This is a genomic window from Buttiauxella brennerae ATCC 51605 (assembly GCF_001654925.1).
Taxonomy (GTDB): Bacteria; Pseudomonadota; Gammaproteobacteria; order Enterobacterales; family Enterobacteriaceae; genus Buttiauxella; species Buttiauxella brennerae.
Genome location: NZ_LXER01000011.1, coordinates 269630 through 286989, shown reverse-complemented (window position 1 = coordinate 286989; position 17360 = coordinate 269630). Strand labels below are relative to the sequence as shown.

The following is a 17360-nucleotide window of genomic DNA, read 5'->3' as shown; positions in this document are numbered from 1 at the left end:
CGCTTTCCTTTAACACGAGGCAAGACCTTGAGTATCAATAATAATTAATACTGTTTTTGATAGTGTAGCTTTGAATTTTAGGCGGTTTGACACTTTCGTCGGTAATACTCAGCACGCATTCCAGCGGGTTGAAATGACCATCATAGTCACAGCTCTGTTTCGTCGTGCCGACGGGCTTACCGTTGAGCGTACTTTCAGAGGTGTAATCGAGTTTTTTCTTTTTGTCGCTACCGGTTTTCGCCGTAATGGCCAGGGTTTCTTTGTCTGCGGTGGTTGTTTTACCTAAGGGATAACCGTCTGCGTCATAGTGGTAAACAATAGCAGTCTCTTTAGTGTGGGCAGAAACAACAAAACCATGATCGTCGGTTTCGTAGGTCACAGCAGCCTGAGGTAACTCCGCCAGCTGGCATTTTCCCTGCAGTCTTACCTTTTTTTCACGGCTTTGAGAATCAAGATAGTAATTGGCATCAAGCACCAGCGTAGCGCCAGAGTTGCTTTCCAGATCGTGAAATTCGAGTTCGTTAAAACAGCCTTCTTTCGATATGAAACCGACAACGCGTTTAACGGCCTCACCCTTTTCATTAATCAGCGTCTGGCTGAAATCCTTGACCGGCCCACGTAGCGGGTCGAAATCAAATTCATTCGAGAAACTTGCCATTTCTGGGGTGTAGGAGAGTGTAATAGTCTGATTATCACAACCGGCAATCGACGCGGCCAGTGCACAAAGGATAATGATTTTCTTCACGTAAGTGCTGTCCCCAACTTGAAATGTAATGAACATGATATAAGCAAATACAACAATTTACACTACAGCGACTATTCTTATAGTGGATCCTCAATATAAGGAAGTGACCATGCAACGTTCAATCTGGCTGGGTATATGCCTCTTGGCAGCGGCGGCCCCCGTGCTGGCTGCACAGACGTCATGCGACAAAGTTAAGGCAGACATTCAGCAAAAAATCATCAACAACGGCGTCGCGGAATCAGGATTTAGTTTGACCATTGTCCCAAATGACCAGGCTGATAAACCAGACGCACAAGTTGTTGGGCACTGTGCTAATGATACGCAGAAAATTCTGTATACGCGCACCAGCAGCGGTAATTCCCAGTCAAGCAGTACGACACAAGACGGCACATCTGCCGAACCACAGTAATCTTTTTGCCGGGGCGCCATCGCCCCGCGCTAAAGACTCGCAGCCAAATCAAGTTTCATTCAAAAGTCGCACTAACTTTGACCCGCGTTAACAACTCCTACTCCTTAATGAGTAAAAATCGTTCCTGCCGATAATATTCGCCTGATAAGCAATATTCCGCACCGCCGTCATTCATACATAACAACGATAACAATGACATCCCAACTGAGATAACACTTCATGGAGTGAGTTATGTCGAACCCATTTTGCCCTGATGGAATATCCCGTAGAACCCTGATGAAAGGCAGCGCCATTAGCGGGCTGGCCCTTGCCGTAAGCGGTATTTCCCTGCCCTTTGGCCTGCGTGCTGCAGCCACTGCGGTAGGTGCTGCAGTCACCCCTGACGAAGATAAAGTTGTCTGGGGTGCCTGTTCTGTAAACTGCGGTAGCCGCTGTGCCCTGCGTTTGCACGTTCGTGATAATGAAGTCACCTGGGTGGAAACCGATAATACCGGGCACGATATTTATGGTGACCATCAGGTGCGTGCTTGCCTGCGTGGCCGTTCAATCCGCCGCCGTATCAATCACCCGGAACGCCTGAACTACCCGATGAAACGCGTAGGTCTTCGTGGCGAAGGGAAATTTGAGCGTATTTCATGGGATGAAGCGCTCGATACCATCACCAAAAGCCTGAAAGGCACGGTAGAAAAATACGGTAACGAGGCGGTGTACATCAACTACACCTCCGGAATTGTCGGCGGTAATATCACGCGTTCTTCGCCGTACGCCTCGCTGGTTGCCCGTCTGATGAACAGTTATGGCGGTTTCCTCAGCCACTACGGCACTTACAGTACCGCGCAAATTGCCTGTGCAATGCCTTATACCTACGGCAGCAACGACGGCAACAGCACGTCCGATATCGAAAACAGTAAGCTGGTTGTGTTATTCGGCAACAACCCGGCCGAAACCCGCATGAGCGGCGGCGGCATTACTTACTATCTTGAGCAGGCTCGCGAACGCTCCAATGCGCGAATGATCGTTATCGATCCACGCTACACCGACACCGCTGCCGGGCGTGAAGATGAATGGGTACCGATTCGCCCAGGTACAGACGCCGCGCTGGTTGCCGGTATCGCTCACGTTCTGATTAGCGAAAATCTCGTCGACCAACCGTTCCTTGATAAGTATTGCGTCGGTTACGACGAAAAAACGCTGCCAGAAGGCGCACCAGCCAATGGCCATTACAAGGCATATATTCTCGGCCAGGGCGATGATGGCATTGAAAAATCACCGCGTTGGGCGTCTGCCATTACCGGTATTCCGGTCGATAAAATCATTAAGCTTGCGCGTGAAATTGGCAGTGCTAAACCTGCGTATATTGCACAAGGCTGGGGGCCACAGCGCCAGGCAAATGGTGAGCTGACTTCCCGCGCCATCGCTATGCTGCCCATTCTGACGGGTAACGTCGGCATTAACGGCGGCAACAGCGGCGCTCGTGAATCGACCTACACCATCACCATTGAACGCATGCCGGTGCTGGTCAACCCGGTGAAAACACAAATCTCCTGCTTTAGCTGGACGGATGCCATCGCCCGCGGTCCGGAAATGACGGCCAAACGTGACGGCGTGCGCGGCAAAGATAAGCTCGATGTACCGATTAAGTTCATCTGGAACTACGCCGGTAACACCATCATCAACCAGCATTCCGACATCAACAAAACGCACGATATTCTGCAAGACGACAGCCAGTGCGAAATGATTGTGGTCATCGAAAACTTCATGACCTCGTCGGCAAAATATGCCGACATTCTGCTGCCGGACTTAATGACCGTCGAACAAGAAGACATTATCCCGAACGACTATGCCGGAAACATGGGCTACCTGATCTTTATCCAGCCGGCCACCACGCCGAAGTTTGAGCGTAAACCGATTTACTGGATAACCAGCGAAGTGGCGCGCCGCCTGGGGCCGGATATCTACCAGAAATTTACCGAAGGGCGCACCCAGGAAGAGTGGCTGAAATATCTCTACGCGAAGATGCTGGAACAAGACCCGGCATTGCCGTCTTACGAAGCGCTTCGCGAGATGGGGATTTATAAACGTAAAGACCCGAACGGCCATTTTGTAGCATATAAAGAGTTCCGAGCCGATCCGGATGCCAACCCGTTGAAAACCCCGTCCGGGAAGATTGAAATCTACTCCAGCAAACTTGCGGAAATCGCGGGCAGTTGGGAGTTAGAAAAAGACGAAACCATCAGCCCGCTGCCGGTTTACGCCTCAACTTTCGACGGCTGGGATGCGCCAGAACGCAGCTCTTACCCGCTGCAACTGTTTGGCTTCCACTACAAAGCGCGTACCCACTCAAGCTACGGCAACATTGATATCCTCAAGGCCGCCTGCCGCCAGGAAGTGTGGATGAACCCGATAGATGCGCAAAAACGCGGCATCGCCAACGGCGATATGGTGCGCGTGTTTAACGGGCGCGGTGAGTTACGTATTCCTGCGAAAGTCACACCGCGCATAATGCCGGGCGTGACAGCCATGGGTCAGGGTGCCTGGCATGAGGCGAATATGGCGGGCGACCGCATCGACCATGGTTCGTGCATCAACACACTAACCTCGCAACGCCCTTCACCACTGGCGAAAGGCAACCCGCAACACACCAATCTGGTCGAAATCAAGAAGGCTTAAGGAGTAGCTGATGGCAACGCAATACGGTTTTTATATTGATTCCAGTCGCTGCACCGGCTGCAAGACGTGCGAACTGGCATGCAAAGATTACAAAAACTTAGGCCCGGATGTCAGCTTCCGTCGCATTTATGAATATGCGGGCGGTGACTGGCAGGAAGATAACGGTGTGTGGCAGCAAAACGTGTTTGCTTACTACTTATCCATCGCCTGTAACCACTGTGAAGATCCGGCTTGTACCAAAGTCTGCCCGAGCGGTGCGATGCACAAGCGTGAAGATGGTTTTGTGGTGGTGAACGAAGACGTGTGTATTGGCTGCCGTTATTGCCATATGGCCTGCCCGTACGGTGCGCCGCAGTACAATGCAGAAAAAGGCCACATGACGAAGTGAGATGGTTGCTACTCGCGCATTGCCGAAGGCAAGAAACCTGTTTGTGTTGAATCCTGCCCGCTACGTGCGCTGGATATGGCCCCCATTGATGAACTGCGCAAAAAATATGGTGAGCAGGCGGCAATCGCCCCCTTGCCATCGGCGCACTTCACCAAACCCAATATTGTGATTAAACCTAATGCCAACAGCCGCCCTTGTGGGGATAAAACCGGTTATCTGGCCAATCCTCAGGAGGTATGAGATGGGAAGCGGATGGCATGAATGGCCGTTGGTGTTGTTTACCGTACTGGGCCAGTGCGTAGTTGGAGCGGTAATCGTGATGGGGCTGGCATGGAATGCAGCCAGTAACAACAGCGAGTTACAGCAAAAAATCGTGCGTTCCATGTTCTTTATCTGGGTGCTGATGGGCGTTGCTTTTATTGCGTCGGTGATGCACCTCGGCTCACCGCTGCGGGCGTTTAACTCGCTTAATCGCGTGGGCCATTCAGCATTGAGTAATGAAATTGCCAGCGGTTCGGTGTTCTTCGCGGTCGGCGGTTTCTGGTGGCTGATTACTGTGTTAAAGAAAATGCCTGTCGCGATTGGCCGCGTCTGGCTTGCTGCCACGATAGTGTTGGGGCTGGTTTTTGTCTGGGCAATGACGCGTGTTTACCAGATTGATACCGTGCCGACCTGGCATAATGGCTACACCACGCTGAGTTTCTTTATGACGGTGCTGCTTGGCGGTCCGCTGCTCGGAGCAATGTTGTTACAGAGCATCGGCTTCAGGTTCCAGAGCATTAAACTGGCAACGCTGAGCGTGCTGGCGCTGTTTGTGGCTATTGCGGTTATCGTGCTACAAGGCGGCGAACTGGCTGGTATCCAAAGTTCAGTGCAGCAAGCCCGCGCGTTGGTTCCTGATTACGCCTCGCTTCAGGTGTGGCGTATCGCGCTTCTAGCGCTCGGTTTAGGCTGCTGGATTTGCCCGCTAATGCGCCGCACGCAGCCCTCAACCTTTGGCTTGTTCATTGGCTTTGTGTTGGTCGTTATCGGCGAATGTATTGGCCGGGGTATTTTTTACGGCCTGCATATGACAGTTGGCATGGCGGTAGCAGGTTAATTAATACAAAATGCGCGGGAAAACTCGCGCATCCTGCGCAACAAGGAAAAGAACGATGTCTCAAATTAAGCAAAGAATGGCAACTATCGCCCTGACGGGAAGAGTGCTCGGCGCACTGTTTTATCAAGAGCCAGGCAGCCGGGACGTAGCAACGCTTTACGCCAGTCTTGCAGACCCTGTATGGGCAGAACAATGGCCGGTGCAGCATGAAGAATTGACCGCTATCGCTCAACGCATGGCTGATGGGTTCAATTATTCCGAAGAGTCACTCAGCGAAGCCTGGCAGCGCCTGTTCATTGGCCCTTACGCTTTACCGGCTTCTCCGTGGGGCTCGGTTTATCTCGATAAAGAGCAAGTGCTGTTTGGCGATTCCATGCTTGAACTGCGCCGCTGGATGCGTAAGAACGACATCGCCAACGAGCAAGAGACCAACGAGCCGGATGACCATATCGGTCTGTTGCTGATGCTGGCGGCCTGGCTTGCCGAAGAAGGCTTGCATCAGAAAGTGGATGAACTACTCGCCTGGCATATTCTGCCGTGGAGTGGGCGTTTTCTGGAGCTGTTTATCGCCAATGCTGAGCACCCGTTTTACCTGGCATTGGGCGAGCTGACCCAAATCACGCTGGCTGACTGGCGTGCAGAAATGCTGATCCCGGTTGCCAGTAAAGAGCTTTATTTCTAAGAATCTGAGAAACGGTGGATTAGCCGCAGGCGACATCCACCTAACAAAAACAGCGCTCATAAGTCGGATTAGCGCAGCGACATCCAACACTTAGCTTCGCAATAAAAGTTACACCGTAACTTCACTCCCCCACTTTTAAGACAATTCTTTACCTTCTCGTTTAAGCGAGGCGGCACAAGGCCAAACGTTATATTCCCCTGCAAATCATAAGCCTGCTCATTTCCACATAAACTGGAATCATTCCCGTCACGTTGCTATAGGTCAAAACACCCTGCCGACACAAGGCATAACAACAGGCGACCTCAAGGTTGCTATAACACGTGCACCCAGGGAGACACACTGCAATGCAAAATACTTCCATCGTAAAACGCACTTTTTTAGGTGCTATTGCGCTGATCGCTGTGGTCGGCTTGCTGGTTTGGGGGATTGGCCCGGAAACCATAAAAGCGCGTAAGGTCGATTTACTCTATCTCGGGCAACAGCATTTAATTCTGGTGTTTAGTTCTATGGCACTGGCGCTGCTGGTCGGTATTCCGAGTGGAGTCTTGCTAAGCCGCCCTGCGGCTCGCCGCTGGGCTGAGTATGTGATGCAGATATTTAACGTCGGGAATACATTGCCGCCGCTGGCGGTACTGGCACTCGCCATGGTGGTTATCGGTATCGGTGACAAACCGGCGATTATTGCGCTGTTCCTCGCTTCCCTGCTGCCGATTGTGCGTAACACCTACTCCGGTTTATGCGGCGTTCCGTCATCGCTTATCGAAGCCGCCAATGGGATTGGCATGACAAAATGGCAACGCTTGCGTCAGGTTGAGTTTCCCAATGCCTGGCCGGTCATTCTTTCGGGTATACGTATTGCGACCGCAATTAACGTCGGTACCGCACCGCTGGCCTTCCTGATTGGTGCCAGCAGCTACGGCGAACTGATTTTCCCCGGTATTTATCTCAACGATTTCCCGACGCTAATTTTGGGTGCAGCCGCCACAGCACTGTTTGCCCTGATTCTTGATGTCGCACTCGCCGGTCTGGGCCGCGTTTTAAGTCCGCACACCGCGAAATAACAACAATAAGGAGCGTTGTATGAAACCCATTAAACCGCTGGTTGCTGCACTTGCCGCAACGGTATTGCTGGCTGGCACCGCAAAAGCGGCCCCTATCGTCCTGGCGACCAAGAGCTTTACCGAACAGCATATTCTTTCCGCTATGACGACCCAGTATTTAACTAAAAAAGGCTTTCAGGTCACGCCGCAAACCAATATTGCCACCGTGATTTCTCGTAATGCGATGATCAACAAACAGGTGGATATGACCTGGGAATATACCGGCACGTCACTGATTATTTTTAACCACATCAACAAGCGTATGACGCCGCAAGAATCCTGGGAGACGGTTAAAAAACTGGATGCAAAACTGGGGCTGGTGTGGCTGAAACCCGCGGATATGAACAACACCTACGCCTTCGCGATGCAGCGTAAACGGGCGGAAGAAGAGAACATCAATACAATGTCGGAACTGGTGGCGAAGATTGAAAAAATCCGCCAGACCACGCCGAAAAACAACTGGATGCTTGGGCTTGATCTGGAGTTCGCCGGGCGCAGCGATGGCATGAAACCCTTGCAGCAGGCCTACAACATGCCGCTCGACAGACCGCAAATTCGCCAGATGGACCCGGGCCTGGTTTATAACGCAGTGCGCGATGGCTTTGTCGATGCCGGGTTGATTTACACCACCGATGGCCGCGTGAAAGGTTTCGATCTGAAAGTTCTGGAAGATGATAAAGGCTTCTTCCCAAGTTATGCCGTCACACCCGTGGTACGCAAAGACACGCTGGCGGCAAATCCGGGTCTTGAGGAAGCACTTGATACCCTCTCCGGCACGCTGAACAACGACGTGATATCCACCCTGAATGCCAAAGTGGATATCGACCATGAAACCCCGCAGCAGGTTGCTCGTGAATTCCTGCAACAGAAAGGCTTGCTCTAAGGAGGCATCATGGAAACGTTGCATTATATGATTGATAACGCAGGCTATCTTGGTGGCCTGACGCTACAACACCTTTGGTTAGTCCTGATGGCTGTTGGCCTGGCGATTGTGATTGGCGTGCCGTTGGGCATTTTAATCGTGCGCCACAAATGGCTTGCGACGCCGGTACTCGGTATCGCCACCATCGTGTTGACCATTCCTTCTATTGCGCTGTTTGGCCTGATGATTCCGCTGTTTTCGATGGTCGGTCAAGGGATTGGCGTGCTACCCGCCATTACCGCCGTTTTCCTGTACTCACTCTTGCCGATTGTCCGCAACACGCACACCGCACTCGACAGCTTGCCTCCGGGCCTGCGTGAAGCCGGACGTGGTATCGGCATGACATTCTGGCAACGCCTGCGTTGGGTAGAAATCCCGATGGCCCTGCCGGTCATTTTTGGCGGCATTCGTACCGCCGTGGTGATGAATATTGGTGTGATGGCGATTGCTGCGGTGATCGGTGCGGGCGGTTTGGGCCTGTTATTGCTTAACGGTATCGGCAGCAGCGACATCCGTATGTTGATTGCTGGTGCTGTCATGATTTGTGTATTGGCTATTGTGCTTGATTGGTTATTGCACCGTCTGCAATTGGTGCTGACTCCTAAGGGGATTCGATAATGATTAAACTGGAAAATCTCACAAAACAGTTCGTTCAAAAGAACGGCCAAACCTTTAACGCGGTTGATAACGTCAGCCTCAATGTGCCTGAAGGCGAAATGTGTGTACTGCTCGGCCCTTCCGGCTGCGGTAAAACCACTACGCTGAAAATGATCAACCGCCTGATTGCCCCAACCGGCGGCAACATCCTGATTAACGGTAAAAATACCAACGAGCTGGATACCGTGACGCTGCGCCGCAATATTGGCTATGTTATCCAGCAAATCGGCCTGTTCCCGAACATGACGATTGAAGAAAACATCACCGTCGTGCCGCGCATGTTGGGTTGGGACAAAGCACGCTGTAAAGAGCGTGCCAGCGAATTAATGAGCATGGTGGCACTCGACCCGAACCGTTTCCTGAACCGCTACCCGCGTGAAATGTCTGGCGGCCAGCAGCAGCGTATCGGCGTGATCCGCGCGCTGGCGGCGGATCCTCCGGTGCTGCTGATGGATGAACCTTTTGGTGCGGTCGACCCTATCAACCGTGAAGTTATCCAGAACGAGTTCCTGGAAATGCAGCGCCAGTTGAAGAAGACTGTGATGCTGGTCAGTCACGATATCGACGAAGCCCTGAAGCTGGGCGACCGTATCGCCGTGTTCCGCCAGGGGAAAATCGTGCAGTGCGCCAGCCCCGATGAGCTGCTGGCTAAACCGGCTAATGAATTTGTTGGCTCGTTTGTCGGCCAGGACCGCACGCTAAAACGCCTGCTTCTGGTGCAGGCCGGTGACGTGACAGACCAGCAGCCGACCATCACCGCACGTGCGTCAACGCCGTTACCGGAAGCATTCGGCACCATGGACGACAACGATATGCGCTCAATTACGGTGGTGGACGGTGACGGAAAACCATTGGGGTTTGTGAAACGCCGCGAAGCCCGTGGAGCCACAGGTTCGTGTGCAGATTTGCTGCACCCGTTCCGCGTGACCGGGCGTGCGGAAGATAACCTGCGTATCGTGCTGTCGAAACTCTACGAACACAATATGGTATGGATGCCTATCACGGACGAAGATGGGCGCTATAGCGGTGAGATTTCGCAAGATTATATCGCGGATTACCTCAGTTCAGGCCGTACCCGCCGGGCACTGAATATTTACCAGCCGTAACCCGGTACACTTCACAATGGTGGATGACGCTAACGCGTATCCACCCTAAAATTACCTTTTAAGAATGCCTGAATACCCAAAATAATTCGAATTGCAGGAAGGCGACAAAGCCGAAAGCCCCCAGGAGCATAGTACACTATGTAACTGGGGCGATCGGGTGCAGTCAACGCATCTGCAATTTGAAGTATGAAGGGTATTTATGCATCGTTTAAACCACTTCCCAGACATGAAAGGCATGCTTCGACGGCTCGTTTTCGCCGTCTGGATAGGCATCGCCTCCGCGCTGGTTGTCTGGTTGTTTCGCCAGTCGATGTATTTTCTTGAAGGCCTATTCTTAGGTGATCACAGCGGAAGTCTGGTTGCTGCTGCCGCGGCGTTACCGGAGTGGCGACGCCTGCTGACACCGGCACTTGGCGGCCTGCTTGCAGGCACCTTACTTTGGGGCTGGCAACGCGCCACGCGCCAGCGCCCTGCCGCACCCACTGATTATATGGAAGCGATTGAAACCGGTGACGGGCGGCTTGATGTCTCGGCAAGCCTGGTCAAATCTGTCGCCTCGCTCATTGTCGTGGCAAGCGGCAGCGCCATTGGCCGTGAAGGGGCAATGGTTCTGCTGGCTACCGTCTTTGCCTCGGTATTCGCGCAGCGCTTCTCACATTCCAATGAATGGAAACTGTGGGTCGCCTGCGGAGCCGCCGCCGGGATGGCGAGCGCCTATCATGCCCCACTGGCGGGCAGTTTGTTTATCGCTGAAATTCTGTTTGGCACGCTGATGCTCGCCTCGCTCGGCCCGGTCGTGATCGCCGCCGTGATCGCTTTGCTGACCACGCATTTGCTCAATGATGAACAAGCACTGCTGTATACCGTTCGCGCGTTAAGCGCCCCGCAGCCCGGTCAATATTTACTGATGGCATTCTTCGGTTTACTCGCCGGAGTGGCCGGGCCGTTGTTTCTCTGGTTGATGTCGCAAAGCAGCAAAATGTTCCAGCGTCTGAACCTGCTGCCACCCTTGCAGCTCGCGCTAGGGGGTTTACTGGTTGGGCTGCTTTCGCTTATCACGCCTTTGGTGTGGGGCAATGGTTACAGCGTGGTGCAGTCGTTTCTTTCGCAGCCTCCGGCGTTGCTTTTTGCAGCGGGGATCCTGGTGTACAAACTGGCGGCTGTGCTGGCGAGCAGTGGCTCTGGCGCACCTGGTGGCGTATTTACGCCAACTTTATTTGTCGGGGCAGCGCTGGGAATGGTGGTGGGTCAATGGTGTGGGTTATGGGCGTGGAGCGGCGATAACATTGCGATTTTGATGGCACTAACCGGGATGGCAACACTGCTGGCAGCCACCACACATGCACCGATTATGTCGACGCTGATGGTCTGTGAAATGACCGGGGAGTTTACATTGCTCCCCGGCTTACTGATTGCGTGCGTGATTGCTTCAGCTCTTTCGCGCTGGTTACGCCCGCAAACGGTCTATCGTCAAAGCGCTGCCAAGACGGGATAAATCGATGTAATTTGTCAGATCTCGCTGTTCCGCGCGTGGCAAATAAGGCAGTTCACCAACCAGCGGAGCCGGCAGTTTTTTACTGAGTACATCGATAATTTCTGCGTAGTGCGCAAGCCCTGGATTGATGCGGTTTGCCACCCAGCCAATCAGCGGTAAACCGTCGTTGGCAATCGCCTGAGCCGTGAGTAAGGCATGGTTGATACAGCCTTCCTGAATACCGACAACCATCAATACCGGCAGTTGCTCCTGCACTACCCATTCGGATAGCGGGCGTAAGTCGTTCATCAGGCTGCGCCATCCGCCCGTGCCTTCGACAATAACGTGGTCAACCTGCCCGGTCAGGCGTTGCAAGCCGTCAGACAGCAGCGAATAGTTAATCTGGCAGTTGTGACTGACACTGCTTTCTTCTTCGCTAAGCGCAATAGGGTTGATGGCTTCGTATGGCAGTGCAACCGTGGAAACACTTTGCAGAACTAACGCATCTTTGTTGCGCAGGCCCTCTGGCGTCTCTTTACTGCCTTTGGCTACCGGCTTATAGCCGACGACACTTTTGCCACTGGCCGCAAGAGCCTGCAACAAGGCGCGAGACACTACAGTCTTCCCGACTGCCGTATCGGTACCCGTTATAAAGAAACGCGTAAGCATGACTAACTCCCAAGGTATGCTTCATTCCCCGTCATACTCCGGGTTGCAGCTAACGCACCTGCAACGCGAATTATTTAGGGGGACAGTGATTTGAAAATGAATAATTCAGGAGAGAAATTCTAAAAGAATAGTGATCCAACCAGCTTGAGATAGCGCAATTTTTAGTGGATCAACGAATATCATTACCCTTGCAGCAAGCGAATTAATAACGAACCGTTATACATTGCGTCTTTTACCAGCGCCGCCCCCGCCATGGTTCCACGGTGATTATACTGAGTACTTTCGACAATCATATGCTCGCTATAAGCCGGTAACGCCTGTTGACGGATGCAACTGGTAATCGCCGGATGCAGGATATCTGCGGCTCGGTTTAGCGGCGAACCAATCAGGATTTTTTGTGGATGGAACAAATTGACCATGATCGCCAGAATTCGACCCACATTGGTGCCGACGCCCAGAATAATATCTTTCGCCAATAGGTCACCGCTTAACGCGGCATCACAGAGTGATTCAACGGTTAGCGGCTGTTCATGCAGCATTGAACCCATTGACTGGCTCATCCGCAGCTGTGCCAGTTCCAGCACACTGTCGATGCTGGCTATCGTTTCCAGGCAACCGTGGTTACCGCAGTAACAGCGTTTTCCGTAAGGGTCGACCTGCGTATGGCCGATTTCAACCAGGCTGCTGCTGCCCGCATGGAGCAGGCGACCATCGGTAATCACCCCCGCCCCAACGTTATTATCAATCACTACCTGAATGACATCACGCGCGCCTTTTGAGGCACCAAACAACCCTTCCGCCATCGTCCAGGCACTGATGTCATGCTGAATGTAAACCGGAACACCGGTGTAATTTTCCAGAATCTCACCTAGCGGCATTTCACAAACATCGTAAAACGGCATGCGGTGGACGATACCGCGCTTGGTGTCGATAATGCCAGGCATGGTGATTGCGATGGCCGTCAGGCGTTCGAGCTTTTGCTGATGGCGAATAAAGAACTGGTCAATCTGCGCGATGATCCGCTCGATAAGCGGTTGTGAATCCTCGACGGCGAGCAAAACGGTATCTTCAACAATCAGTTTGCTGCTCAAATCGTGCAGACCGAGTGAGATTTCCCCACGGTTGATACGCACAGATAAATAATGCCATGCTTCGGTTTCCAGCATCAGGCCCACAGCAGGACGCCCCCGGCTGCCCGGATCCTGAATTTCTGTTTCCTGTACCAGATGGGCTTCAATCATTTCACGAACAATTTTCGTGATACTGGCCGGCGCGAGTTGCGCCAGGCGAGAAAGATCGATGCGCGACACCGGCCCATGGGTATCAATCAAGCGATAAACGACGCCCGCGTTAGTTTGCTTGATTTGATCAATATGGCCCGGTTGGCTATCAGCAACCACTTGCGACTCCCTTTATTTTCGCGCTTCGAAATAAACTTTGGGCTATGGTGAAACACTTCAAGTGAATGAGTCAAATATTTACCCATGGTTGTGATTTACCGCACATATTCCGCCGTTTTACACACCTTTTACCGCGCTTATTGACGCGGTAAGCAAGGCTGAGATCCGAAGTGCGGCCGCAGAAAGCTCACGATGCTTTGGCCACACCAACCACATTTCCGATTGCGCTTCCGGCTCCTCTATCGACAACCACACCACCTCGGACAGACGAACGCGTTTAAATGACGCCGGGAGTATCGACACACCTAACCCGGCAGACACCAGCCCGATAATCGTCATCGCCTCACCCACTTCCTGAGTAATGTAGGGTGAAATTCCGTGGCGTTGCAGCAGGCCGAGAATATCCTCATACAGCCCGGTACCCACGTGTGGGTCAAAAAAGACAAACGGCTCATGCGCGAGTTGTTGCAGGGAAATTGATGAGCGTTCAGCTAATGGGTGGTCGCGATGCACCATCGCCATTAATGGCTCGCGCAACACCAGACTCCAGGCAAGTGTGTCGGGAAGACGCGTGTTGCGCATTAAACCGAGTTCTAACTCGCCGTCATTTAACGGGGCTATTTGCTCGCGGGTGTTAATTTCACGCATCTGAAGATGAACATTGGGGTAGCTGCGGCGAAAAGTCGACAAGCTATCAGAGACTGCTTTGATAAACGGAGCTGACGATGTGAAGCCGATACGCAACTCACCAGTTTCCCCCTGGTGCAGCCGCGCCGCACGCCCGGCCGCTGTTTCAACCTGGCTTAAAATCTGCCGCGCATCGAGCAAAAACTGGCTTCCGGCCGCCGTCAGGCTCACGCTGCGGTTGGTTCTCGCCAGTAAACGCGCACCAATTTGTTGTTCCAGGATTTGAATTTGCTGGCTTAACGGCGGCTGCGAAATGCGCAACCGCGCCGCAGCACGGCCAAAATGCAGCTCTTCAGCAACGGCGATAAAATAGCGCAGGTGGCGTAATTCAATATTCATACTTTAAACATATCAATTGAGATTATTAATATATTAGACAGAACAATCACGATTTTCTACTCTAAAAAGAAGAGTACAACCTGCGCATTAAGGACCCATTTTGAGCCGTACAACCCTCGTCAACACCGCCCCGGCAGAAGATGTTGACGACAGATGTTTCCCCCAGCCGACAAGCTATATCAAACGTGGTTCACCTCAGTTTATGCGCGTCACTCTGGCGCTGTTTTCTGCAGGATTAGCCACCTTCGCGCTGCTATATTGCGTGCAGCCAATATTGCCGGTTCTGTCTCATGAATTTGGTGTATCACCTGCCAGCAGCAGTATTTCGTTATCTATTTCTACCGCGATGCTGGCGATTGGGTTGCTGTTTACCGGGCCACTGTCCGATGCTATTGGCCGCAAACCGGTGATGGTGACGGCACTTCTGCTCGCTTCAACCTGCACCTTACTCTCCACGATGATGACCAGTTGGCACGGCATTCTGGTGATGCGCGCCTTAATCGGGCTTTCGCTAAGCGGCGTTGCCGCCGTGGGCATGACCTACCTGAGTGAAGAAATCCACCCCAGCGTGGTGGCATTTTCGATGGGTCTTTATATCAGTGGAAATTCAATTGGTGGCATGAGTGGCCGCCTGCTCAGCGGTGTGCTGACCGACTTCTTTAACTGGCGTATTGCCGTTGCGGCTATTGGCTGTTTTGCTCTGGCATCAGCGTTAATGTTCTGGAAGATACTGCCGGCATCAAAACATTTCCGCCCTTCCTCGCTGCGGCCAAAAACCTTATTTATTAACTTCCGCCTGCACTGGCGTGACCAGGGGCTGCCGCTATTATTTGCGCAGGGTTTTTTGCTGATGGGGGCATTCGTTACCCTGTTTAACTACATCGGCTATCGCCTGATGCAAGGGCCATGGTATTTAAGCCAGGCGGTTGTTGGGCTTTTATCGGTTGCCTATTTAACCGGCACCTGGAGTTCGCCCAAAGCCGGGGCGATGACCGCAAAATTTGGCCGCGGCCCGGTGATGGTATTTTCCACCGCCGTGATGCTGTCAGGCGTGGTGTTAACCGTCTTTTCACCACTGCCGATTATATTCATCGGCATGCTGCTGTTTTCTGCCGGGTTCTTCGCCGCGCACTCTGTCGCAAGCGGCTGGATTGGTCCACGCGCAAAACGCGCCAAAGGGCAGGCCTCGTCACTCTATTTGTTCAGCTATTATCTAGGTTCGAGCCTTGCCGGGACGCTCGGCGGTGTTTTCTGGCATCAGTTTGGCTGGACGGGAGTCGCGAGTTTTATTGGCTCACTTTTGGTCATTTCATTACTGGTGGGAACGCGTTTGCATCATCGCGCACAATAACCCTGTCACGGCCTCGTTTTCGGGATAGCTTTTTGCTATTTTCGCTGCGTAAACCATCTCTTATGAGGCCCTATGGAAAAGCAAAACTACAATCACCTCACCCGCACCTTCCAGCGTCTTTCACGTTTTGGGCATCTCTCAGCTATCGCTGGCTGGGATATGTTCACCAATATGCCACCCAACGGCAGTACCGCACGCGGTGAAGCCCTGGCTGAGCTGAGTGTTTTGCAGCACCAAATCCTGACGGATAAAAAAATCGCCACGCTATTACAGGCGGCGGTTCAGGAAGATTTAAATGATGTTGAGCGCGCTAACCTGCGCGAAATGACGCGCCAGTATCAAGAAGCGATTCTTTTGCCGGCATCACTGGTAGAAGAAAAATCGCTGGTTGGAACACGCTGTGAACATGGCTGGCGCACGCAACGCCCCGCCAATGACTGGCAGGGTTTTTCCGCCAATTTAAAAGAGGTGGTTCGTGTTAGCCGTGAAGAGGCGAAACTGCGCGCCGAAGCAAAGGGTAAATCCCCTTACGATGCGTTGTTGGACATTTATGAACCTGGCATGTCCAGCGCCAAACTCGACGTGCTGTTCGGCGATTTGCGCACCTGGCTGCCTGAGTTGCTGCAACAGGTTGTCGATAAACAAGCAAAAGAGTCCGTCATTGCGCCGGTTGGCCCCTTTGCCACCCACGATCAGCGCGAGCTAGGCCTCGAAACCATGAAGCTGCTGGGCTTTGATTTTAACAGTGGGCGACTGGATGTCAGTGCGCATCCGTTCTGCGGCGGCGTGCCGGAAGATGTCCGCATCACCACACGTTACGATGAAACAGACCTGGTGAGCGCCCTGTTTGGCGTTATCCACGAAACGGGCCATGCACGTTACGAGCAAAACCTGCCACGTGAATGGCTCGGCCAACCTGTTGCGCTGGCGCGTTCCACCGCGATTCATGAATCACAAAGTCTGTTCTTTGAGATGCAATTAGGGCGAAGCAAAGAGTTTCTCAAACTGCTGCTGCCGATGGTCACTGCTCGCTTCGGCAAGCAACCCGCGTTTGAAACGGCAAACTTTATTGCTGTTAACCAGCGCGTCGAGCGTGGTTTTATTCGTGTTGATGCGGATGAAGTCAGCTATCCGGCCCACGTGGTTTTACGTTACGAGATCGAACGTGCGCTGATTGATGGTGAAATCGAAGTGGAAGATATTCCTGCACTGTGGGATGAAAAAATGCAGCACTGGCTGGGTCTTTCCACCAAAGATAACTTCCGTAACGGTTGTATGCAGGATATTCACTGGACGGACGGCGCTTTCGGTTACTTCCCGTCGTACACGCTGGGTGCGATGTATGCCGCGCAACTGTTCAATGCGGCAAAACTCGCACTGCCACAACTCGAAAGCGATATTGCAGAAGGAAACTTCACCGCGCTGTTCAACTGGCTACGTCAGAATATCTGGCAACACGGCAGCCGTTTCACCACTTCAGAGTTGATTACCAATGCAACCGGGGAAGATCTTAACCCGTTGTATTTCCGCAAACATTTAGAAGCGCGTTACCTTTAATCTTCCTCCCCCCGTCCGCGCCCTAAATAATTCGGGTTTTGTAGGGGGGATTAGCGTTAGCCACATCCACCATTGACGCAGGTTATGTCGGATGTCGCTGCGCTA

General features: G+C 52.6%; 15 protein-coding genes and 1 pseudogene. 12 read left to right on the top strand and 4 right to left on the bottom strand.

Going from position 1 to position 17360, the window contains the following annotated elements; translation table 11 throughout:
* Positions 1-34: 34 nt before the first annotated feature.
* Positions 35-745 carry a YnfC family lipoprotein gene (locus M975_RS06605; protein ID WP_083967852.1) on the bottom strand — a complete coding sequence of 237 codons (711 nt, stop codon included), beginning with the start codon at positions 743-745 and terminating at the stop codon, positions 35-37.
* Between the two features lie 109 nt (positions 746-854).
* Between M975_RS06605 and M975_RS06600 the strand changes: the two genes are divergently transcribed.
* From M975_RS06600 to clcB, 10 genes and pseudogenes are all read left to right on the top strand, one after another.
* Entirely contained in the window at positions 855-1154 is a 300-nt protein-coding gene (locus tag M975_RS06600; protein ID WP_064558048.1) for a DUF1161 domain-containing protein, read from the top strand.
* A 231-nt stretch (positions 1155-1385) separates the two neighbouring features.
* The gene (gene ynfE / locus M975_RS06595; protein WP_064558047.1) at positions 1386-3824 is read left to right on the top strand and encodes a selenate/tellurate reductase subunit YnfE; all 2439 of its coding nucleotides are present in this window, start codon (positions 1386-1388) and stop codon (positions 3822-3824) included.
* A gap of 10 nt (positions 3825-3834) precedes the next feature.
* Positions 3835-4452: pseudogene (locus M975_RS06590) on the top strand (DMSO/selenate family reductase complex B subunit).
* 1 nt (position 4453) lies between these two features.
* The gene (locus tag M975_RS06585) at positions 4454-5311 is read left to right on the top strand and encodes a dimethyl sulfoxide reductase anchor subunit family protein (protein ID WP_064558046.1); all 858 of its coding nucleotides are present in this window, start codon (positions 4454-4456) and stop codon (positions 5309-5311) included.
* Between the two features lie 55 nt (positions 5312-5366).
* Complete coding sequence (gene dmsD / locus M975_RS06580; RefSeq protein WP_064558045.1) at positions 5367-5993, top strand: Tat proofreading chaperone DmsD; 627 nt, start codon at positions 5367-5369, stop codon at positions 5991-5993.
* 344 nt (positions 5994-6337) lie between these two features.
* Positions 6338-7054, top strand: coding sequence for an osmoprotectant ABC transporter permease OsmY (gene osmY / locus M975_RS06575; RefSeq protein ID WP_064558044.1), 717 nt, complete (start codon positions 6338-6340; stop codon positions 7052-7054).
* A 19-nt stretch (positions 7055-7073) separates the two neighbouring features.
* The gene (osmX, locus tag M975_RS06570) at positions 7074-7976 is read left to right on the top strand and encodes an osmoprotectant ABC transporter substrate-binding protein OsmX (protein ID WP_064558043.1); all 903 of its coding nucleotides are present in this window, start codon (positions 7074-7076) and stop codon (positions 7974-7976) included.
* Between the two features lie 9 nt (positions 7977-7985).
* Positions 7986-8633: an osmoprotectant ABC transporter permease OsmW gene (gene osmW / locus M975_RS06565; protein WP_064558042.1), complete on the top strand. Its 648-nt coding sequence runs from the start codon at positions 7986-7988 to the stop codon at positions 8631-8633.
* A complete protein-coding gene (gene osmV / locus M975_RS06560) occupies positions 8633-9778 on the top strand; it encodes an osmoprotectant ABC transporter ATP-binding protein OsmV (RefSeq protein WP_064558041.1) in 1146 nt (381 codons plus the stop codon). The genes osmW and osmV overlap by 1 nt, the downstream gene beginning before the upstream one ends.
* A 199-nt stretch (positions 9779-9977) precedes the next feature.
* Positions 9978-11273 (top strand): voltage-gated ClC-type chloride channel ClcB, encoded by a 1296-nt coding sequence (gene clcB, locus M975_RS06555; protein WP_064558040.1) that lies wholly within the window; start codon positions 9978-9980, stop codon positions 11271-11273.
* Here clcB and bioD read toward each other — a convergent pair.
* The 3 genes from bioD to M975_RS06540 all read right to left on the bottom strand — a co-directional run bounded on the left by bioD (position 11226) and on the right by M975_RS06540 (position 14347).
* Positions 11226-11921, bottom strand: a complete 696-nt coding sequence (bioD, locus tag M975_RS06550; RefSeq protein WP_064558039.1) for a dethiobiotin synthase — start codon at positions 11919-11921, stop codon at positions 11226-11228. The two genes, clcB and bioD, sit on opposite strands and share 48 nt — an antisense overlap.
* A 182-nt stretch (positions 11922-12103) precedes the next feature.
* On the bottom strand, positions 12104-13321 hold the full coding sequence (gene mlc / locus M975_RS06545) for a sugar metabolism global transcriptional regulator Mlc (RefSeq protein ID WP_064558038.1): 1218 nt from the start codon (positions 13319-13321) through the stop codon (positions 12104-12106).
* A gap of 117 nt (positions 13322-13438) precedes the next feature.
* A complete protein-coding gene (locus tag M975_RS06540) occupies positions 13439-14347 on the bottom strand; it encodes a LysR family transcriptional regulator (RefSeq protein WP_064558037.1) in 909 nt (302 codons plus the stop codon).
* 100 nt (positions 14348-14447) lie between these two features.
* Between M975_RS06540 and M975_RS06535 the strand changes: the two genes are divergently transcribed.
* A complete protein-coding gene (locus M975_RS06535) occupies positions 14448-15698 on the top strand; it encodes an MFS transporter (protein ID WP_064558036.1) in 1251 nt (416 codons plus the stop codon).
* A 72-nt stretch (positions 15699-15770) separates the two neighbouring features.
* Positions 15771-17255, top strand: a complete 1485-nt coding sequence (locus M975_RS06530; protein ID WP_064558035.1) for a carboxypeptidase M32 — start codon at positions 15771-15773, stop codon at positions 17253-17255.
* Positions 17256-17360: the final 105 nt, after the last annotated feature.